The organism is uncultured Pseudoteredinibacter sp., assembly GCF_947502065.1.
GTDB lineage: Bacteria > Pseudomonadota > Gammaproteobacteria > Pseudomonadales > Cellvibrionaceae > Pseudoteredinibacter.
Window position 1 is genome coordinate 1,288,853 of record NZ_CANMYE010000001.1, and the last position, 21,008, is coordinate 1,309,860.

15 protein-coding genes and 1 pseudogene are annotated in these 21,008 nt (G+C 49.2%); 7 read left to right on the plus strand and 9 right to left on the minus strand.

The genetic code is table 11. The annotated features are described in order from the left end of the window. Positions 1-2 precede the first annotated feature (2 nt). From Q1A41_RS05265 to Q1A41_RS05290, 6 genes and pseudogenes are all read left to right on the plus strand, one after another. Positions 3-1,241 (plus strand): TolC family protein, encoded by a 1,239-nt coding sequence (locus tag Q1A41_RS05265; protein ID WP_299975604.1) that lies wholly within the window; start codon positions 3-5, stop codon positions 1,239-1,241. A 15-nt stretch (positions 1,242-1,256) separates the two neighbouring features. Beyond that, positions 1,257-2,606 (plus strand): efflux RND transporter periplasmic adaptor subunit, encoded by a 1,350-nt coding sequence (locus tag Q1A41_RS05270; protein WP_156873594.1) that lies wholly within the window; start codon positions 1,257-1,259, stop codon positions 2,604-2,606. Between the two features lie 15 nt (positions 2,607-2,621). After that, complete coding sequence (locus Q1A41_RS05275) at positions 2,622-5,825, plus strand: CusA/CzcA family heavy metal efflux RND transporter (protein WP_299975608.1); 3,204 nt, start codon at positions 2,622-2,624, stop codon at positions 5,823-5,825. 62 nt (positions 5,826-5,887) lie between these two features. Next, positions 5,888-6,805, plus strand: a complete 918-nt coding sequence (locus tag Q1A41_RS05280) for a cation diffusion facilitator family transporter (RefSeq protein ID WP_035458167.1) — start codon at positions 5,888-5,890, stop codon at positions 6,803-6,805. 14 nt (positions 6,806-6,819) lie between these two features. Continuing rightward, positions 6,820-6,972 (plus strand): annotated as a pseudogene (locus tag Q1A41_RS05285) (hypothetical protein); the annotation flags it as partial. A gap of 96 nt (positions 6,973-7,068) precedes the next feature. Then, the gene (locus tag Q1A41_RS05290) at positions 7,069-7,344 is read left to right on the plus strand and encodes a YnfA family protein (RefSeq protein ID WP_363322337.1); all 276 of its coding nucleotides are present in this window, start codon (positions 7,069-7,071) and stop codon (positions 7,342-7,344) included. A 12-nt stretch (positions 7,345-7,356) separates the two neighbouring features. Here the strand turns inward: Q1A41_RS05290 and Q1A41_RS05295 are convergent, their stop codons facing one another. Next, a complete protein-coding gene (locus Q1A41_RS05295; protein WP_035458165.1) occupies positions 7,357-8,385 on the minus strand; it encodes a site-specific integrase in 1,029 nt (342 codons plus the stop codon). Between Q1A41_RS05295 and Q1A41_RS05300 the strand changes: the two genes are divergently transcribed. After that, positions 8,380-9,639 (plus strand): DNA-binding protein, encoded by a 1,260-nt coding sequence (locus tag Q1A41_RS05300; RefSeq protein WP_245820078.1) that lies wholly within the window; start codon positions 8,380-8,382, stop codon positions 9,637-9,639. The genes Q1A41_RS05295 and Q1A41_RS05300 overlap by 6 nt on opposite strands. Before the next feature lie 130 nt (positions 9,640-9,769). On the opposite strand, the gene Q1A41_RS05305 is transcribed toward Q1A41_RS05300, so the two are convergent. From Q1A41_RS05305 to Q1A41_RS05340, 8 genes are all read right to left on the minus strand, one after another. Continuing rightward, a complete protein-coding gene (locus tag Q1A41_RS05305; protein ID WP_299975612.1) occupies positions 9,770-10,249 on the minus strand; it encodes a hypothetical protein in 480 nt (159 codons plus the stop codon). Positions 10,250-10,662: 413 nt separating this feature from the next. Beyond that, on the minus strand, positions 10,663-13,605 hold the full coding sequence (locus Q1A41_RS05310; RefSeq protein WP_299975614.1) for a DUF6493 family protein: 2,943 nt from the start codon (positions 13,603-13,605) through the stop codon (positions 10,663-10,665). Beyond that, positions 13,602-14,948 (minus strand): SWIM zinc finger family protein, encoded by a 1,347-nt coding sequence (locus Q1A41_RS05315; protein ID WP_299975616.1) that lies wholly within the window; start codon positions 14,946-14,948, stop codon positions 13,602-13,604. Before Q1A41_RS05315 ends, Q1A41_RS05310 begins: the two co-directional genes overlap by 4 nt. A 586-nt stretch (positions 14,949-15,534) precedes the next feature. Next, positions 15,535-16,233, minus strand: coding sequence for a hypothetical protein (locus Q1A41_RS05320; protein WP_299975618.1), 699 nt, complete (start codon positions 16,231-16,233; stop codon positions 15,535-15,537). 165 nt (positions 16,234-16,398) lie between these two features. After that, positions 16,399-18,825 carry an ABC transporter permease gene (locus tag Q1A41_RS05325; RefSeq protein WP_299975619.1) on the minus strand — a complete coding sequence of 809 codons (2,427 nt, stop codon included), beginning with the start codon at positions 18,823-18,825 and terminating at the stop codon, positions 16,399-16,401. Positions 18,826-18,834: 9 nt separating this feature from the next. Continuing rightward, positions 18,835-19,518 carry an ABC transporter ATP-binding protein gene (locus Q1A41_RS05330; RefSeq protein WP_299975621.1) on the minus strand — a complete coding sequence of 228 codons (684 nt, stop codon included), beginning with the start codon at positions 19,516-19,518 and terminating at the stop codon, positions 18,835-18,837. 9 nt (positions 19,519-19,527) lie between these two features. Further along, positions 19,528-20,829 (minus strand): efflux RND transporter periplasmic adaptor subunit, encoded by a 1,302-nt coding sequence (locus Q1A41_RS05335; protein WP_299975623.1) that lies wholly within the window; start codon positions 20,827-20,829, stop codon positions 19,528-19,530. 35 nt (positions 20,830-20,864) lie between these two features. Continuing rightward, positions 20,865-21,002, minus strand: a complete 138-nt coding sequence (locus Q1A41_RS05340) for a hypothetical protein (RefSeq protein WP_299975625.1) — start codon at positions 21,000-21,002, stop codon at positions 20,865-20,867. Positions 21,003-21,008: the final 6 nt, after the last annotated feature.

Here is a 21,008-nt window from a genome sequence, read left to right on the forward strand (position 1 = left end):
ATATGAGACGATTTGACTGGCCCAGACGGGCCTTGCTGGGCGCGTGCGTGCTTTTTCTGCCCATGTTTGCTTACGCAGAGACATCGAGTTGGAGCGCCTGGCTCGCCTCCCAGATACAACAACACCCCGAGGTGCTTGCCGCCCGCGAGCAATTGCTGGGCTCCAACGCCAGCGCCGATGCGCTGGAGCAGCCGCTTTACAACCCGGAGCTGTCCACCGATTTGGAGCGTAATGGAGAGGAAGACAACTACTGGGTCGGCGTTCAGCAGACCATCGACTGGTGGGACAGACGGGGTGCAAGACGGCAGCAGGCGGGCTTTATGCGAAGCGCCGCCGAAGCGCTGTACCAGCAACAAGTGTTGGACAAAACCGCCGAGGCGCTTGCCGCACTGGTGGAGTGGCATGCCGCCAACCGCGCCGCCGCCATTGCCCAAGCGCAACAGCAGCAACTTAACGCCTTGCTCGAACAGGTGGATAAGCGCCAGCAGGCAGGTGATCTGGGCAGCATCGATGCCGAACTCACCTTTCTGTCCCTGTCACAGCAGCTGGCTCAGGTTGCCGAGGCCGAAGCCGCGATACAGAAAGCCGAAATCCGGGTTCGCGAGCTGCTGCCCGCATGGGCGCCCACGCGAGGCGGCATTCCTGATGATTTCTGGCCCTCCCAGCCAGACTTGACCTCGGATCAGGAGTTACTGCAACACCCGGCCGTAGCCAGCGCCCACGCCCGCTGGCAGTCGCTGAAGGAGGAAGCTGAAGTGACACGGCGTACCGCCAAGGCGGAGCCCACCTTTGGCGTCAATGCCGGGCGTGATGGTGGAGAAGGCGTTGTAGGGCTGACCTTCTCCATCCCGTTGAATGTCCGCAACAACTTCAGCGCAGAAACTCGCGCCGCTGAACGCATAGCGCTGGAGGCCGAGGCTCGTTTTCAGGCTATCTACCGCAAGCAGCGCTTTGACTGGCAGGCTGCACAGGCCACCTGGCAGCGCTTTGAACAGCAATATCGCCGCTGGCAAGAGGTTGTTCAGGGTCGGGTCGAGAACAGCGCCGAACTGCTGAAACGGCAATGGCGCACGGGTGATCTGTCCACCACTAATTATCTGCTGGCCTTGAATCAACGCACCGAAAGCCTGCTGGCAGGCATTGAGCTGGAAAAGCAGACACGGCTTGCGCTCACCGAAGCACTTCAGCAATCGGGCCACCTGAACAACGCAACAAAGTCATCGACAGCGTCAACGAATTAAACAGGAATGATAAACATGAATAAAACACTGGTAGCCATTTTGGTGGCTGGTCTTGCGACCGCAACCGCCAGCCACGCCAAAGAATCTGAGTCTGAGCATGGGCAGGAAAAAGCGACAACGGCGGCACCCCATAGCGAACAGGATAATCATGACGATCATCGTGAGGAAAACCATAAAGAGCATGATGCGCATAAGCCTGACAGCGAGCACGGCCACGATGATCATGGCGACGAAAATCATGATGAACACAGTGCCCACGACGAGCACAACTCCGGCTCAGAACACGGGCATGAAGAGCATAGCGAGGGCGGTGACCACGATAATCATGGTGGGCATGGAGGTCACGAAGAAGCTACTTCTGCCTCACTGAACCCGGCGCAAATGACCCTGGCCGATATTCAGGTAAACCCACTGACTCCCAGAAAGGTCGATTATCAGCTTTACGCACCGGGGGAGATCCTTTCCAACGGCTACACCAGTTACCGGGTATCGCCCCGGGTGCCCTCCGTGGTGCTGCGCCGCCATGTCGCCCTGGGCGATCACGTCGAACAGAGTCAGCCGCTGGTTACTCTGTTCAGTGAAACCGTGGCGCAAGCACAAGCCAATTACCGCACGGCTTGGCCTGAATGGCAGAGAGTACAGGAACTTGGGCGCAAAACCGTGGGTGAGCAGCGTTACATCACGGCCAAAACCAACCTAGAAGCGGCACGGGCGACGCTGCTGGCCTACGGCCTTTCCGCCTCGGACTTGCAAGCGTTGGTCGCTTCTCAGCAATCTGTTGCATTAGGGGAGTATACCCTGCATGCCGAGATTGACGGCGCGGTGCTTAGAGATGATTTCGAGCAGGGGCAGCGCATCGAGGCGGGCGCGCCCTTGATTGCGTTGGCCGATGAAAAGCAACTCTGGGTGGAGGCCCACCTGCCCGCCGATCTCTCCCTGACGCTGGGCGCGGGAACGCGGGCGGAAGTGGTGGCTGGGGATGTCCGTGTAAACGCCAAGGTCACTCAGGAGGCGCACACCATTGATCCCATCTCCCGTACCCGTACCGTGCGCCTGTTGGTCAATAACCCGGAACACCGCCTGCACCCTGGCCAGTTCGCCGAGGTGTATTTCCGATTCCAGACTAAAAGGCCCGTGCTAGCGGTACCCGAAACCGCACTGATGCGCGGCGCAGACGGAGATTGGACGGTGTTCGTGGAAGACCATCCTGGCGAATTCCAGCCAGTGGAGGTGGAGCTGGGTCGAGCGCTCGGGCCGCTACGTGAAATTAGCGGTGTCGGTCCGGGGGCTCGCATCGTCACTCAGGGCGCTTTCTTTGTTGCCTCTCAGATCGCCAAGGGCGGCTTTGACCCCCATAACCACTAAGCAGTAGGAGACCCCATGTTTAACCGAATTATCGATTGGGCGGTCATCAACCGATTGCTGGTGGTGATAGCCCTGATCACACTAACGGTCAGTGCCGTTTTTATTATTCCCAAACTGAATCTGGATGCTTTTCCGGATGTCACCAACGTGCAGGTGTCGGTCAATACCGAAGCACCGGGGCTGGCTGCCGAAGAGGTGGAACAGCTTATTACCTATCCCATCGAAGCCGTGATGTACGCCTTACCGGATGTGGAAGAGGTGCGCTCAATTTCCAAAACCGGCCTGTCCGGCGTTACCGTAGTCTTTAAAGAAGGCACCGATATTTATTTTGCCCGGCAACTGGTATTTGAACGGCTTCAGGCTGCCAAGGAGCTGATCCCCGATGGCGTCGGCACACCGGAAATGGGCCCGAATACTTCCGGCCTGGGTCAGGTCTATCAGTATCTGCTGGTGGCAGAACCCGATGCCGGTTTCGACGCCATGGCTTTGCGTAGCTTGAACGACTGGGTGGTGAAGCTGCTATTGATCCCGGCCGAGGGCGTGACCGATGTGCTCTCCTTTGGCGGTGAGGTGCGTCAGTACCAGGTTAACCTAAACCCGTCCCGACTGTTGGCCTACGAGCTGACCCAGGACGACGTCATGATGGCACTGGAGCGCAACAACACCAACGTCGGCGGTTGGTATATGAACCGGGGCCAGGAGCAACTGGTGATCCGGGGTACGGGTTGGCTGGATCATGGTGAGAAGGGCTTGGAACAGATCCGTCAGGTGCCACTGAAAACCGTGGACGGTACTACGATCACCGTGTCCGACGTGGCGCAAGTGGCCCTGGGCAGTGAGATCCGTCAGGGAGCGGTGACCATGACGCGCAAGAACGCCGACGACAAGGTGGAGAATCTCGGCGAGGTGGTGTCCGGCATCGTGCTCAAGCGCATGGGGGCCAACACCAAGGCCACCATTGATGGAGTCAATGCACGCATTGAGCGTATTAACCAGGCATTACCGGAAGGTGTTCGCTTCGAGGCATTTTACGATCAGGCGGATTTGATCACCCAGGCCGTACAGACCGTGGTCAATGCCCTGCTGCTGGCGTTTATTTTCATCGTCGTGATCCTTGCGCTATTCCTGATGAACCTGCGCGCCACCTTTCTGGTGTTGATGTCCATCCCGATATCTATTGGAATCGCTTTAATGGTGATGGCTTGGTTCGGATTGTCGGCCAATCTGATGTCGCTGGGGGGGATTGCGGTCGCCATTGGCATGTTGGTGGATGGCTCCGTAGTAATGGTGGAGAACATGTTTAAACATCTGACGCACCCGGATGCTGAACATGATACCCAGAGACAATCGCGGGTGGATTCCGATGACGTGGACCCTGTTGATGCGGCCCACGACCACGACCGTCATGGTATTGCCTTGCGCCTGCAAGAAGCCGGTAAGGAAGTCGCTCGCCCCATCTTTTTTGCCACGGCCATTATTCTGGTTGTCTTCATGCCACTGTTCAGCTTTGAAGGTGTCGAAGCCAAACTGTTTCAACCCATGGCCATCAGTATCATGCTCGCCATGCTCTCGGCGGTGTTGGTGGCCCTGATCATCGTGCCTGCACTAGCAACCTATCTCTTTCGCAGGGGGGTTCGCCAACGCGAGAGCTTTGTATTGAAGCCGCTCGATCTGCTCTATCGTAAAGGTTTAGCCTGGGCGATGGGACACAGCAAAGTGGTGGTGGGTGTCGCTGCCATTATGGTGGTAGCGGCCGCGTTGGTTCTGCCCCGCTTGGGTACCGAATTCGTGCCTGAACTGGAGGAGGGTACCATTAATCTGCGCGTCACCCTGGCGCCTTCTTCCAGTCTGGATACCGCGCTGGAAGTGGCCCCCAAACTGGAGGCCAAGTTGATGGAGTTCCCAGAGGTAACCTATGCACTGTCACGTATTGGCCGGGCTGAAATCGGCGGCGATCCTGAGCCGGTGAATAACATCGAGATCTATATTGGCCTTAAACCGGTGCCGGAATGGACCAGTGCAGACAACCGTTATGAACTCCAGTCATTGATGGAACAGAAACTGGAGCAACACCCAGGCTTACTGCTCAACTTCTCGCAACCCATCGCAACCCGTGTGGACGAGTTGCTCTCGGGCGTCAAAGCGCAGCTGGCCATCAAGTTGTTTGGTCCCGATCTTGCCGTGCTGGCCGAAAAGGGCCAGGCCATTGAGGCCGCAGTGAAAGAAATCGAAGGGGCGCGCGATGTGGCCATGGAGCAGATCGCCGGTGAATCTCAACTGGTGGTGAAGCCGAACCGCAGAGCTTTGTCCCGTTACGGTCTGGCCGTGGGCGACGTGATGGAGCTGGTACGCGAAGGGCTGGGAGGTGCCAGTGCCGGCCAGATCATCAATGGCAACGAGCGTTACGACATCTACGTGCGGCTCGCCGAGCGGTTTCGCGAAGACCGTGAAACCATTGCCGATCTGCGCTTACAGGCCCCGTCAGGTGCCTGGGTACGCCTAGGGGATGTGGCGGAAGTCAGTATCGCATCTGGACCACCGCAGGTACGTCGTGATGACGTGCAGCGTCGGGTTGTAATTCAGGCCAATGTTCAGGGACGGGACATGGGCAGCGTGGTTGCCGATATTCGTCAGGCGATTGTGGAGCAAGTGGACCTGCCCACCGGCTATTCCGTCGATATCGGTGGCCAGTTTGAAAACCAGCAGAGAGCGCAAAAGCGTTTAGCACTGGTGGTGCCGGTTTCGCTGGGATTAATTGCCTTGTTGCTTTATTTTGCCTTTGCCTCGGTTGGCCAGGCCATGCTGATTCTGGTGAATGTCCCGCTGGCGGTGATTGGTGGCGTGTTTTCACTCTGGATTTCCGGCCAGTATCTGTCGGTACCCAGCTCAGTGGGCTTCATCACCCTGTTCGGGGTCGCTGTACTGAATGGCGTTGTCATGGTGGAAAGCATCAATCAACGGATTGCGGACGGCCTTAAAGTATCGGATGCGGTGTTTGATGGAGCGGTTTCAAGGCTAAGGCCCGTGTTGATGACTGCTATTACCTCGGCACTGGGCCTGATCCCCATGCTGCTGTCGAATGGTGTCGGCGCAGAAATCCAAAAGCCTCTGGCGAGTGTGATCGTGGGCGGGTTGGTAACCGCTACGTTCTTGACGCTGTTTGTATTGCCGGTGCTGTTTGCCTGGTTTTCAAAAGGCAAGTTAAGCGACATGGCATAAACGTTGTGCCTGCCCTTATCGTTACGGTCAGGGCAGGTACATTTATTGTGTAAGGGTTGCTCATGCATCAACACGATCATTCACACCACAAAGATGAAAGTGCAAGCCGCATAGCAATGGCGTTCTTTCTTAACGTGGGCTTTACCATCATCGAATTCATCGGCGGCTGGCTCACCAACAGCACGGCTATCATGGCCGATGCGGTGCACGATCTGGGCGACAGTCTGTCCATTGGCAGCGCCTGGTTCCTGAACCGGCTGGGACGTAAATCCGCCGACACCGAATTCACCTATGGCTACCGGCGGTTGTCCCTGTTCGGCGCCCTGATCAACGGCCTGGTATTGATTGCCGGATCGCTGTGGGTATTAGGCGAAGCAATTCCCCGACTGGCCAATCCAGTGATGCCCGTCACCGAGGGCATGTTAGCGCTGGCGATTCTGGGCGTCACCGTCAACGGTATTGCTGCTTATCGCCTTAGCAAGGGAAATACGCTGAACGAAAAGGTATTGAACTGGCATTTATTGGAAGATGTGCTGGGGTGGGTGGCAGTGCTGATTATTTCAATCGTTTTGCAGTTTGCCGACTGGCCTATTCTCGACCCATTGTTATCGGTGGGGTTTACTCTCTTTATTCTGTTTAATGTGTGTCGGAATCTTTGGGTAACCTGCAAGCTTTTCTTTCAGGCTGTTCCAGATAAGGCGCTTCACGAAGAGATCCGGCGAACACTAATTGGCATTAATGGCATCAGCGGAATTCATCACCAGCACCTCTGGTCCCTGGATGGTGAACAGCATGTATTGACGGCCCATATCGTAGCGGATCACGAGGGAGTTTTTGGCCCTGACGAATACTGTGCCATCAAACAATCCATTGCTATGGCGCTCGAACAATACCCGCTGGCTCACACCACAATTGAAATCGAACTGCCCGAAGAAGCTTGCCGGGATCAACCCGTGCCCAGCCAAACGGATCAGCACTAACAAGAGAACTTCGTATGTCCATCCTCTACACGCTCGGTTTGTTTATCATCACAGCTATTGCGGAAATAGTCGGCTGCTACCTGCCATACCTCTGGCTGAAGAAATCGGCATCCGCATGGGTTCTGCTGCCGGCTGCGTTCAGCCTGGCGTTGTTTGCCTGGTTACTGTTGTGGGCAAACAAATAAGTCTGTAACTGGACAGTGCTGGAGCCCCGATTCTACCGTCGTCAGATATGCCTTACCGAAAATTATATTTGTAACTGAATGAACGATTTTCGCCTTAAATCACGCTACAGCCTGCATTCCACCGTTTTAGTTACAGACTTATTTGTTACGGTTACAAACATATTTGTTCAACTACAACTGTCTCTTCATCCAACCACCGCGGGCCGGGTTTATGCCGCCTATGGCGGCGTCTATGTTTCGACAGTCATGCTGTGGCTATGGGGTGTGGATGGGATTCGCCCGCACCTATGGGATTTTGTTGGCGTGGCCGTCACTCTGGTAGGGATGGGCATTATCATGTTCGCACCGAGATGATTTCGATCCTGTTTACTTTCCCTTTTTTGGAGATTCAGCGTTCAGCAGCAAACTCATTTTTTCCATCAGAATGACTGACGCGTTATTGTTGAACTGCTGTCCTTCCTCAATGTACTCCCAAACGGTAGCATCACTTTTCCAACCTCCTTGCTTTTTAATCAGTTCATAGTCCACGCGTTCCCGAGCCGCCGAGGTAGAGAGGCCGCGACGAAAACTGTGACTGCTCAGTTCGGGGACAAAATCGAACTGACAGGCTTTACCAAGGGTTTTGAGCACATCATTGATTGCCCCAGGATTCAATTGCCTGGCTTGAACCTGATCCCAGCGATTGACCGGCCGAAACAGCGGACCAATCGCTATATCAGCGGTATCCATCCATTGCTTTATTGCTCTGGCTGGACAACAGGTTGGATTCCCTGCAAAAGGCAGGGCTCGCACTAAGCCAGTAGCTTGCTGATCGGTCTTGGAACGGGGCAGCCGAATGATCAAGCCCTCAGGCTCCCACACCAGGTCCGTGACTTGTATTGCGAGCAACTCGCTGCGACGAAACGCCCCGAAGAAGCCCGTTAGCACCAGTGCGATATCCCGATACTTCTTCTTGCTATCTGGTAGTTGCTGGAGATGCTTTACCATCTGTGCGATGTGCTCCAGGCGCAGCGCCTTGGCTTTGCGTTTGGGTTGGCCGTGAGTGCGGCGGATGCCTTCCATCGTTTTGCGCACGAGAGGATCTTTTACTGGATCAGCGACTCCCTGGTAGTAGTGCCATTGGCCGATGGCCGTCAGGTGGAGATCCAGTGTCCGAGGGTTGAGAGATTCAGCTTTGATCAGTAGATAGCGCACGACAGTATCCCTGTCGGTAGGCAGTCGGCCACCCCATTTTTCGAATTGGCGAATGGCCGAGCGATACGCTTTGCGCGTGTTGTCAGAGGTGGCTGCCTGGAGATAGTGACGCAGCGCTTCGGATTCCCGATGGGCAATCTGATATGATCGCTCATTACGTAATGATAAGTCAGTGGTCAATTTGGGTGGTTTGCTGTGCATGAATCGAATTCCTATCGCGGTCGCTCAAAAGGCGGCTATGTACCGGCGTTACAAGTGAAAAAATTATGCCTGATTATCATAACCAACGATAATGGTCATTATCGTTGGTTAGAATTTGAAATTCAATCGTATTTGAAAAACATCAATATAATGTTATTTTACGTGTTACATAATACGTTATTAAATAATCTGAGAGGAATCCACATGGCCCGTGCCGGTGTCACTTACCACGACGTTGCCAAAGCCGCTGAAGCGATCAAAAGTCAGCGCCAAGAACCTACTGTAGACCGGGTGCGTGAACACCTCGGAACCGGCAGCAAAAGCACCATCGCACCACTGCTCAAACGTTGGCGATCAGATAACGGAGAGGCGGCCGATATCGGCGGGCTACCGAACGACTTAATCGAAGTGGTAAAGTCGCTGTATGAGCGGGTACAACAAATGGCCGACCATCGTATCGAGCAGGCCCGTCAGGAATTTGAAGGTTTCAATAACGAGCTTCGTAAAGAGTTGACCGATTCCAAAAACACAATCGCGCAGCTTACTGCTCGACAACAAGATCTTGAAAGCCAGATTGAGCGGCAAAACAAAGAAAAAGGTGAGGAAAAAAAGTTTCTGGAAGGTGCGCGTATCAGCCTGGTTAAAGCCGAGTCCCAACGAGACGAAGCGATTGCGAGGACTACTGAACTGAAGGGAAGCGTTGCTGAACTCAAGCAGGAAAACAAGGATATTCGAGAGCACTTTGAACACTATCAGCAGCGCACAGCGGAAGACCGTCAGCAGGAGCGCGAACAGTTTCGCACTGTTATTCAGGGATTAAAAGATCAGATTCGTGATCTGCAACACCGGCTCACCCAAGCCGAGTCCAAAGCGTCTGAGTTATTTGATGCTAATGCACAGTTACAAAGCAACGCCGGTAAACTTGAACAAGCCAATGCAACGCTAAACAGGGAGCTAAACGGAAAGATAGAAGATATCCAGGGTCTGAAGCGCGAGCTTGAAGACGCCGTGACGAAGTATCGGGATTCCCAGCATAAAAATGAACAAATGGCGGAAAACATGGCAGTGATCACCACCCAAAAAGCAGATGTGAGCAAGGAATTGGCTGTGTCAGCTCAAGTATTGGAGACCACCAAAGCCGAACTAAAAGCCTGCCAGGACAAGATTGCATTTCTGACTGACGAGAACAAGGTAATACTTCAGGAAAAGGCGATGATCCAGGGGCAGTTTAAGCAACTCCAGGGCTCGCTATGATCGTGTTAGAGCCAAACTTGTCAAATTTGTCGGTTCTTCCACAGAACCCCAAGTAGGGGTGAAATAAAATCCGTAATAATGATATTTTAACGGATTATTAGTGTTTTGCCAGCCAAATTGAAATTGCTGGCTAGTTTTTGCGCGCTAAATTCAGAGCTTGCCAAATGATCTTGGCGTCATCCAACGCTCTATGAACCGTATACTCATCCACATTTTCTAACTTGCTCCTGGCAGCAAGAAAAGTTTCTAAGTGATTATCTGAATCTTTAAGCAGTTCCTGGATATCGAGAACTTCAAATCGTTGGTGGATACTGCTATCGGCAAAAAGAACATTGCACCAGAAACCATCCCATTGGACAGAATCGCAATAGACCAGCTGCCCAGAGAGCTTGTTATTCAAGGCGTGTGCTACATGTGCTGGATTAAGCCCGTCAGATTCCAATTTAGACTTGGAAAGCGTATGAACAGCCTCAGCTTCGTCCGACCAGTATTGCCAATGGGGCATTGGTTTTATAAGAGCTTGGTACTCATCTGATCCATTTGTAAGCCCAACCTCTATGGGATAGCTCTGTTTAGATAAGCCACTGGCTTCAAAGTCGATGATCCACATACAACAGTATAAGGGTTATAGAGTTCAGACCAGTATATAGATCGGATATACAGGGGCAATTAGTAGTTGAAAGAAAAGCTGCCATTAGCAGGGGGCGCCTAGTTTGTAAGGAAATTGCCAACCTTACATGGAGAGTTGTTCCAGGTTAGGACGGCCGTATATTTATCGTTCTGACGACCACCTGTACACTTTGGAGAAAAACTGTACGGTATAGCGAAAAGAACTGAACACTTTTGCGAGTCGTCCACTGGCGTTCTGGTAGCTTTATCCATTAAGGTGCGCATAATGTATATTATGTTAAATAACATATTGCGCGCTCCACACATAAAACCCGTATTCCAGTTGGACGTCCATCTAATTGCTAAAGTTTCTTTTGATACTACTTACCTTCTCTATCATAGCAGCCAACAAATTTACGCAGTAAGTGACGCCAAGATTTTCTTCGATGTTCTTGCAGCTTTATTGCTTCCTTTAATATTAGATAACACATTCTGGACATTTGCACTTACGGGCCCGCCAATTTGTATTTGTACCTCATACAGTACTTCAAGTATTTTAAAGAAGTTGTTTTGTTTTGGGTTAGCTTTTTCGAGCCATTTGCAAAGGACCTCTCGGATTACCGAGCTATGCATCGGTGACGCTTCGGAAATATGCATTAAGTTGTCGCCAAGCCGGTTGAGTTTTAACCAGCCATTCTCTGATAGTTGAATAAGTACTCTCGCGGTCGTCATGACATCTAAGCAACGATTATCTACGCCTTCAATAAATGCATCTATAGCTAATCCGCGTGCATCAGCATCCTTCCCGGCCAGCCCCAAGCATAAAAGTAGATGGCTAGCCTCTCCCCAGTGGCGTTTCTTTGCAAATAAGCCAAAAAAGAAGCCAAAGTTAGGATCCCATGTACTGCTGTTATCATCGATCCTTGCGGCGAGATGCCGCACGCCGAGAACGTATGCACTTTCGGGGCATTGCGGCCACTGGTAAGTTAACCAGTTTCCAACCCATGGTGTGTTAAATTCGCAATACAGCCAAATTTGTTTAGCTAATGTATGACTCAGTGCTGCCGTTGGGATTTTCTTCCAATCGGTACTCACATCAGGGTGTATTACATCTTTTATTTTCCCTATCAAATCATTTAATGGCGAAGCTTTATCTATCTCGCATACCCCTACACTGATTTCAAACTCTGGGCTCTTCCATTCAGTTATACTGGTAGTTCCATTCCAAGTACTTTCGTTTCTGTTTTGGTGAATATACGCTTTCCAGGTTAATTCTGCAGGTTGTAGGCTATCGGGCCAAGAGTCTTTTATACCAACTTTGTTAAACTCAGTTTTCCAATCTTTGTATGGATCTCTACATCGAGCTGCAGAAATCCACAGGTCATAATCTACTTTATCGGCTTTACTGATTTCTAGACTGCCACCTAATGCAAACTGAGCAATGCGCCTAATTTTTTCGGGGAGATATATAGTGTCACCTAGAGCAAGTTCACGCTTATCTGGCGCCAACCGAATAACTGATAGACAAAAATCCTCGCGTTCCTTTTCCAAATACGAAGGCTTCATTTCATTTAACCTTCTTACCCATACGACGGGGTCGATCCATCCGGCAGTATGAGTAGGCGCAGCAAGAGTTTGAGCGGATTCTCCCTTATACACGCGATCTTTGATGTTTATAATGCGCCTAACTGCTGGTATGAGTGTTCCAGTGCTGGGAAAATACTTATCGTTAGGTGAGCGATACAGCGTACCCGTAATCCAGGTTAAAATGAGATCAGCTAAGGATAACTGTACCCCTCCCCAATTGACTGCGATACCATTTGAATTGGCAAGCCCCCCTCCTTCACACAAACGATGCTTGAGTGGGCTTACCAAATCTTCGAAATTTTTAGGTTTGCAATCACAGAGTCGGCTTATCCCATCGATAATTCGCTCTACCTCATCAGGCGAATCGACAACTTCAACGGCATGCGAGAGAGAGATGATAAGTTCGTCGATATCTTTAATTGGAGAAATCTCGACTAGGTCTTGGAGAATCTCCTGTTGCCTGATGTCTTTTGATAATGGAACGTATTCTAGGTCTTTAAGTTCTATCTCGACTTTGCCATTTTCACCACTCTCGAATGAATCAGATAAACGTGAAAGCCTAGCCCTCAACGCTGCAGAGGAATATTGTGAAATAATTTTAAGCTCTTCGATGACTTCGTAATCTGTTGGAGTTATCTCAGCCTCAATTAAGTCGAGTGCCTGTTCTTGAATTTCGATATTTGAATGCTTCAAGCCTTTCAGTAATGCTCTTAAGCTATCCTCCCGTAAGTCAGCTTGTGATTTATTAATTTTCTTTATCATCTTTAGAGTAGAGGCTGCATTTCCTTTTGCCTCTCTCATAAAGATTGAAGTGGATTCGCCTAAAAACTTTTTTTTGTCGAGATTGCCATCCTTTTCGATTTTCGAAAGCATTGCTAAGCTAAACTTGGCAACATGTCCAATCGGGTGGCTGAGCAAATCCATATATATGGATTGCATGGTTTGTCTCTCTGCCTTGGTCGGTTCTAGGTTCTTGTGAAATTTATGAATACCAGAAAGTTGATTCTGCTTGATGTCATTTTGCAATCCTAGCAAGGAAGCCTCAAGGAGCTTGTCACGATTAATAATGCCCTCTTCCGATAGCTTTAATAAAGCTTCTGTCCAGGTCTCGTAATTGTCGGGCGCGCCCTTTCTTAACCAAGATTCGGTATTAAAGGCCTGGTTTTCCACTTCAAATAAGCGCCAAACATACTCTATTAATATTGGATTGTTTTTTAAGTGTTCGCTGATAGGAGTGTAAGGTGGGTTGTTTGGTGATCGAGGTATTGACATCATTTCCCAAGCAAATTTGGCAATAAATCCATCTGCTGTTGGTGCGGTACAAATTCCCTCCGCTATCCAAGCAAAAACATCCTTGAAGGATGTTAAGCCAGATTCTAGATCTAAATCATAAGCCAGCCAGTCATCTAGCCAATCTGGTTTTCTGTCGGATATTATTCCCCTCCAAACTTCACGGCTATCTTGGTATATCATGAAATTTCCGGTTTTCAATGAGGAGAGAGGGCAAAGAGCAAATGCTGCTATACTTGCGTTAATCTGAGCTTTTCCATTCCAACAGTATTCTCCTTGACTCTTTATCGTCATCTTCAGTTGATCAGATGCATCATTATTAGCTTTGTTTCTACAAAGCTGCGAACGTAATTTGTTTGCTTTAACCGACAAAGCTTTTCGCTGCGCTTCGGTATAGTCTGATAATGTACTTCTAATTTCCTTTGGTGTTGCAGATAAAACAAGGCTTTCTAGTTTTTCATATGTAATGGCGTGGCTCATGAATCACTTCCTTCGATTATTAGCTGTACCGCAAGTATATGCTTGCATGGGCCGCGAGCGCCTTGGTATTTGCTAAACCATGGGCAAGTACAAACTTCGTCAGAATCGGATAGTCTCACACGATGGCGTGTTCCTGTGCCAGGGACAACGTACACTAGCTCCCCCTCTTTATCTGAAGTGGTTTGGATTTCACCGGTTTTCGCAAGTTTACGTGCTTGTTTTAATCTAGGCTGAAGGTCTTCCACCTTAGAAAGATCGAAAGGAAGTTCTCGATGAAAGTACATTTGGCTAGTTGCGTCAAATCCTGCCAAGCCTCGAGATCCTAGTACTGCAAGAGAGGACCTAATTTCGTGGGCATCTATTTTCAAGTTATTCGACATGTCTTTGATATCAATACAAGACTGCCATTTTAACTGTGCTCTTACTTGGGCAATAACTTCATCACTAGGAGGGTTTGCTAGCTTGGATAGCACTTGTCCTTCTCCTGAGAATCCGCGGTAGACTTCAGGGCTTATCATCAAGAAAAACGAGCCAACGTTGAAACACACCTCCCATGCACTTGTACCATTGGCTTCGTCACGCCAAATTCTTAAACTTTTAGCTCTGACGAGTAGCGGCTCAATGACTTTAACGCGATGAGCGCCAACCAATCTGACTGCGTCTTTTTGTTTTCTTTGACTAAGTCTAATAGACCTTCCCATTGAGATTACATAACTCGGCATTTTAGATTTAGCTGTTTTAGGCAAGCTTCGAACAAACCTCAGAGCGTCTGCTGCCCCCACCTCCATAGCTAACTCGAGTGAGGGTTGGTAAGCTTGCACTTCGCTAAAGCCTTTAATCCACCTTAGTGGTAGCTTTACCTTTTTTTCAATTGTCCTTTGATTGCCCTTAGTAAGTTCAACCCCGTCATTACCCACCGAAAACTGGACGTCCTCGTTATCACGAAGACGCATAAGTGCGTTTCGCATTGGTGTATTAAAATCGACATTAGTTGTACCCCGCCCAAACAAATCTCCTTCGAAAAATGGCGTTGGCAAGTCAACCCTTGCATATACACCACAACATCCACTAAACCCCTCTAACCTTAATAGCTCTTCATTACTCGTTAGCACAGGATCTAGATTTGTGGGGCGAGGTAAAAAGAAATGAGAACGAACCACGTCCGTTAAAGTAATCAGCATATCTCCCATAATACGAGGATATAGAACTCTACCATCAAAAAAATGAGGGTGAGCTTGATTTGAATCGCATGTAGCTAAAGAAAGCACAGGTTTACCAGCACTGTTAGTTAGGATTTCCGACGCGAATGAATATTTATACGTAAAATCGATCGAGGCTGCCATTCAGTATTTCCTGGTTCTTCAATGGATGTGTAGTCCAAATACGGTCGTAATAGTGAATTCAATGCTGTAGAGAGGGGGGAATACGACAATCCAGTAGCATGTAAATAGCAAAAGAATGTCTAAGGGGCACTTTCGAAGAGTAATTAAGAAGTCACCAGCATGCTCAACGAGAGCGTGAATATAGTGTTTGACTGTTACATCTAGCGTTTTAATCAGCTGCTCTCCTTTGCCGTACTCCCCTGTCCGCCGATAACACGGACTTGGCCTGTTTACAGAAAAAAGTACAGGCCTTCTTATGCAAGTAGCATCGTATCAAGAATCGCATTCAAGGTCGACTGTGACGAAACTTAGAAACCGTCGAAAAGTCGCAAAAAAATGTACCTTGTGCCAATTAGGCATTCAGTATTGAACTACGCTTTCACAGACAATCAGTATGTAAAGTTGAGGCTAGATGACAGTTGCTTATCAAACGCTAACAATATGTATTCCGAGTCAAAAGGCTCATGCTGCCAAATGCCCTTGACATAATTTTAGCCCCCTATAAGCTTTCAAGCTTCAATAATTAGACTGGCTGGCAATACTTACTCTATTCATAATGCCTAAACTCACTAAACCCCCTTCCCGGGCAAAACGTATAAACATTATCGTCATTCCTATTTCTACCCTCTCCTATCGTCCATCTAAATGTAAGGCAGTTATCTGGGCCGTTTAGCTCTAGTATTTCTATGCGAATACCGGCACGGGTTTTGTAGTGTCTTACTTCGCCTTGCTTCCAATAGCCTAGCGGGAATTTACTGCCTAGACCGTCGTAGCGGCGTTCTCCCCAGCGTTTGCGCTTGTCGTATACTCTTACTAAGCCATCTTTTGAATTGTTGACGGTGAAATGGGATTCTACTGGGCCGCCGCGTGGGGTGCTAAAGGTTCGTTTGTAGTATTTAATTTCCTCGCCCACCCAAGCGATTTTGCTTTGGTTTTTAGCTGTAAAGGGGCCTGTTAAATGGTATTTATCGCAGGGCCGGTTTCGCCCTATGGCTTGGGCGCAGGCCGTGTTTTCTACGGGGGCTAGCTTTAATTCGTGTTTGCCATCCCAAGTTGCACCAGTGAAAAGCTCGACGGGAATAAAGCGTTCTTTGCTTTGTTCATTATAGGCGTTTGCCCAGGGGTTTTCGCTTGCTTTGCTGGGCTTGCTATTGTCTGTACTTTGACTGCTGCAGCTTGCTATTAAACTCATTATTGCCGTTAAGCTCAGTGTCTTAAATGTGTGTATTGCTATAGGTGCTTTCATTATCCATGGCCTGTTATATAGCAGCGTTTTTTACGCTACATAAGTTACGCCGCATAAAGCGGCGTTTTATTATTTTATGACTTTCATTGAGGGGCTATTACTATGACGATGTTTTGCCTTTATTTGTTACTTCACTGGTAAATTAATCCGCTAATTCAAACCTTTTTATTCATACCTTAGGGAATGTACGGGCCTTTGTCTGGCTACTCGCCAAGCGTGTATCGCTACAATGCCCCAGGCCATTACAATAGCAATAATTACGGCGATGGCGACAAAGGGTAAGATAGACTGAATGGATTCTGGGAAGAAATCGATATACATGCCGGCCGCAAGGTAGCTTAAGGGCACTGCGATTAATACCGACCACAATACCGGCTTGGATATTTGCCAAACTAATAAGCCTATCACCTGCCCTAGGCTGGCGCCCAGTACCTTACGAATACCGATTTCTCGGGTTCGGCGCTGGGCCATAAAGGCCGCTAAACCAAATAAACCAATTAGCGAGAGCATTAACGCAATACCAGCAAAGCCTGAGATCACTGCGTTAATACCTTCGGCGATACGATAAAAGAGGCGGAAGTAGTAAGTTAAAAACTTGCTTTGTATTGGGTAGTTGGGAATTAGCGCATCCCAAGTTTGCTCGGTATTCAAGACGCCCTGCTGACGCTTGTTGGGCAGCAGATGTAACGATAAGAAGCGATAATCTTCTGGTCTTACCATAAAGCCCGTTGGCGGTATGGGTTGGTGTACACCAAAGAAGTAGCTATCGGCAACCACACCAATAATATGGTACTCGCGCTCTGTGGGATATTTCTCGTCGAGGATTTTATGGAAGTTTTGCCCAATAGCCGCTTCAGCTGACGAGATACCAAGCTTCTGTAACATACGCTCATTAACAATAACATTAATGGTGGTGCGTGAATCATCGAAGATATCTTGTGAACGCTGCTTATTAAAATTGCGGCCAGCGATCAGCTCTTGGCGATAATTACGCAGGTAGTCAAAGTCGATGGATACAAAGCTAACATCAAAGCGCCCTGCTTCATCACCTGCTCTAGCCGCTGCGCTGCGACGATAACCGCCCGATTGAAAAGGTACGGCATTGGAATAACTCGCCGCAGCTATACCTTCTTTGTTAAGCAATTGCTGCTTAAGTGCTTCTTGCTTTGGAACAATAGCTTCCACATCCATACGGCCAAGCACCAAGGTATCGCTTTTATTAAAGCTGGCGCTTAGCTCTTGCATTTTGGCGTTCTGAAAATAAACCACCATCACCATGGCTAGCATGAATATAGAAAGCGAAAACTGTGCGGCGATTAGAATGTTTCTAAACCACTGGCTGCCACCGGCTTTATTGGCACCGCCACGTAAACTTTCAATCGGCTGATGACGGGAGATTTGATAAGCGGGGTACGCACCAGCGCCTAGGCCGACCAGTAAGGTAATGCCGATGGCATAAGGCAATACCTGGCTATAATTTAACGCAACGGCTTTGCTGGTGCCGCTATTATATAAAGGCACGAGCCATTCAATCGCTGCTAAGGCTAATAGCATCGCAAAACTGGCGATCGTTAAGCTTTCAATTAAAAACTGCTGCAGCAATTGTGCTTTGCTGGCGCCAAGTGCTTTGCGTAGGCCCACTTCACGCACTCGGCCAAAGCTTTGTGCGGCGGCTAGATTGGTGTAATTAAGTGCGGCAATAATCAATACCATCAAGCCTAAAACCTGAGCGGCGATCATCACCGGAAAGCCCATGGCATCCCACACCATAGTGTTCGACATAATAAGCGGGCGTACTCGTAGCGCCTCGGTATATTCTCTGTCTTCTTCTGGAGTATGTGCATCAAACATGGCATCAGCTTCATGCTGTAACCAAGTTTTATCACGATTTTGGGGCAACAATACATAAATAGCCGCCGAGTTATTACCCATCTCGCCTTCTACAGTGAATTTATCGATTTGCGTCAGCGCATGATAGCTTGCGATCAAACCCAAGGCGTATTTAGGGCGCATATCCGAGTTTAAATGGCTGTCGGCGGCGATATCTTCGATTACCGCCGTTACTTGCAGTTCAATGCTCTGCTCTACTTTTACGGTTTTACCCATGGCATTCGCACTGCCAAATAACTGCTCGGCTAGGCTGCGGGTAAGCACTAGACCATCGGGTCGATCCAATGCCGTTTCGTTGCCGTGAATATAATTGAAATTAAAAATACGCGTGAAATCTTTATCGACAAAGCGCGTCCCTAAATAATAGCTATCTTTATCAATCGTTACTTGTTTGATGCGATGTACAGCCCGGGCAACCGCTTCTAGCTCAGGCAAACGATTTCGAATTAATGGGCCGTAGGCGGTAGCCGAATCTGGGTAAAGACCAATGGCTTCGCCTGAGGTGGGCGCAAATTTGCTCGCCAAGGTATAAATTCGCTCACGCTTATCGAACATATGATCGTGATTCTCTTCGTAAGCGGCGAGCAATACAGAGAACATAAAGATCAATAAACCGAGGGTTAAGCCCACGATATTAATCAGCGCAAACAATTTATGTTTGAGTAAGTTTCTAAGGGCAATGGTAATGTAACTTAAAATCATGACCGCCCCCTAGGAAACCGCGCGCAAGTTTTCGGCTAGAACCTGGCCATCAAATAGATTGATGCAGCGTCTGGCGTAATCAGCATGCGCTGATGAGTGCGTTACCATGATAATGCCAGTGCCTTCACGATTTAGGCTTTGCAGCATCTTCATTACTTCCTGGCCATGGCTGCTGTCTAGATTACCAGTAGGTTCATCGGCGAGGATTAGGATGGGTTTGGCCACCACAGCGCGGGCAACGGCTACACGCTGCTGCTGACCACCCGAAAGCTGGCCAGGGCGATGATCGGCGCGGTGAGCAATACCTACCCTATCCATCACTTCTGCAACACGCTCGCGGCGTTGCTTGCTGGGAATATTGTGGTATTGCAAGGCCAGCTCGATATTTTCACGTACGCTAAGCTCGTCGATCAAATTAAAATTTTGAAAGATAAAGCCAATATTCTCTTTTCTTAGCTGGCCTAACTGGCGCTCGCTATAGCCGCTAATATCTTGGCCCTTAAAAAAATACTGCCCTGATGTTGGCTGATCCAACATGCCTAGGATATTCAACAAGGTCGATTTGCCGCAGCCCGAAGGCCCCATAATGGCGACAAACTCGCCTTCATCCATACTGATATCGATTTGATTCAGTGCAATGGTTTCAATTTCGTCACCGCGATAGCTCTTGCACAAGTTTTGAAGTTTAATCACTGTTCTCTCCTAAGAGTCTTGAGATAATTTTAAGCGATCTGCGTCCTTAAACGCAGCATAAGGTGAGGTAATTATTTCTTCGCCGGCATTAAGCCCGGAAATCACCTCTATAAAGTCGTTGTTGCGGCGTCCTAAACGCACTTCCCTGCGTCTAGCTTCGCGGCCATCGTCACTTAAGACATATAACCAGCGCCCGCCGGTATCTTGAAAATAAGGGCCGTTCGGTATTAATAGCGCTGGAGTATTGGCGCCAAGTTGCAAGCGGCTTTGTACGCTTTGGCCTAAGCGAAGCTTTTGGGGTGATTCTGCTAAGAAAGTCATTTCAACTTGAAATTGACCACCGCGCACATCGGGGTATATTTTGCTAACGCTTAGCTGAAAGGCTTGGTCCTGTAGCTCTATTTGAGCTTTTTGGCCTGCACTTATGCGTCCTAAGTAATACTCATCAACAGCGGCTTTTAATTTAAAGGAATGTGGCTGGCTAATTTGCCCAATACGATCACCGCGCTGCACGCTTTGCCCGACCACCAAATCAAAACCAGAAAGACGCCCGTTAAACGGCGCACGAATATGCAGGGCTTCTAGGCTTTCTCGCGCAAACGCCAGGTTATCTTCCATTACCGTGGCTTTGGTTTTATAAAACGCGAGTTGTTTGGCCATCATGCGTTCATCCGAGGCTTGAGCCTCTTGGCCGATCTCAAAAAGCCTTTGATAATGGCGCAGCTCATCTTGGGTTTTATCAACGCTTTCCTGGGAAATATGGCCAGCTTTAAGTAAACGCTGAAAGCGCTGGTCTTGCCGCCCTAAGCGCTCAATGTGATAACTCAGCTCGGAAAGCTCGGTTTTATGACGCAGGCGGTTTTGCTCTAAGCGCAGCTCTTGCTCGCGCATGATATTCAACTGTTCGATCACTCGGGACTCGGTGCTCATCACGCTCAACTGCAAATCGGAATTTGAAAGCCTGGCCAGGGTTTGGCCTGCTTTTACCTCAGCGCCGTCTTCCACCAAAAGCTGATCAACTCGGCCTCCCTGTATCGCATCTAAAAAAACCGTTTTCTTAGGCTCCACTCGAGCGCGTAAGGGAATGAAATCATCAAACACGCCCTGCTGAGCCTTACCCGTTACCAGTCGATCACGCTCTAGGTTTAAGGATTTACCCTTTTCATAAAACAAGGCAAAAGCTAAAACAGCGGCTAGTAAAGCGGCCGCCATCAATAGCCAGCTAATATAGGGCTTTCTGCGTTCTATACGCCTATCCATTGGGTGATCGCTCAGTAGCTTGTCTTTATCGGGTAAACCTGTGTTGTTCATATGCAACCTATTAATGTACTGGCCCGGTTTTCGCTTTAATCATCTATATAACGCGCTTGGCCATGATGAATGTCATTGCCCAGTGGAATAGCAAAGCTGATGCCAATGTGTAAGTTGTTGTTTTTATTGGAATTAACGCTTGGCGCAGGTACTGACTGTTCGAAAGCGTTCATGGAGTA

Coding starts and splice junctions, on each gene's coding strand:
- Q1A41_RS05265 (WP_299975604.1), top strand. CDS start 3: ATGAGACGATTTGACTGGCCCAGACGGGCCTTGCTGGGCGCGTGCGTG.
- Q1A41_RS05270 (WP_156873594.1), top strand. CDS start 1,257: ATGAATAAAACACTGGTAGCCATTTTGGTGGCTGGTCTTGCGACCGCA.
- Q1A41_RS05275 (WP_299975608.1), top strand. CDS start 2,622: ATGTTTAACCGAATTATCGATTGGGCGGTCATCAACCGATTGCTGGTG.
- Q1A41_RS05280 (WP_035458167.1), top strand. CDS start 5,888: ATGCATCAACACGATCATTCACACCACAAAGATGAAAGTGCAAGCCGC.
- Q1A41_RS05290 (WP_363322337.1), top strand. CDS start 7,069: ATGAACGATTTTCGCCTTAAATCACGCTACAGCCTGCATTCCACCGTT.
- Q1A41_RS05295 (WP_035458165.1), bottom strand. CDS start 8,385: ATGCACAGCAAACCACCCAAATTGACCACTGACTTATCATTACGTAAT.
- Q1A41_RS05305 (WP_299975612.1), bottom strand. CDS start 10,249: ATGTGGATCATCGACTTTGAAGCCAGTGGCTTATCTAAACAGAGCTAT.
- Q1A41_RS05310 (WP_299975614.1), bottom strand. CDS start 13,605: ATGAGCCACGCCATTACATATGAAAAACTAGAAAGCCTTGTTTTATCT.
- Q1A41_RS05315 (WP_299975616.1), bottom strand. CDS start 14,948: ATGGCAGCCTCGATCGATTTTACGTATAAATATTCATTCGCGTCGGAA.
- Q1A41_RS05320 (WP_299975618.1), bottom strand. CDS start 16,233: ATGAAAGCACCTATAGCAATACACACATTTAAGACACTGAGCTTAACG.
- Q1A41_RS05325 (WP_299975619.1), bottom strand. CDS start 18,825: ATGATTTTAAGTTACATTACCATTGCCCTTAGAAACTTACTCAAACAT.
- Q1A41_RS05335 (WP_299975623.1), bottom strand. CDS start 20,829: ATGAACAACACAGGTTTACCCGATAAAGACAAGCTACTGAGCGATCAC.
- Q1A41_RS05340 (WP_299975625.1), bottom strand. CDS start 21,002: ATGAACGCTTTCGAACAGTCAGTACCTGCGCCAAGCGTTAATTCCAAT.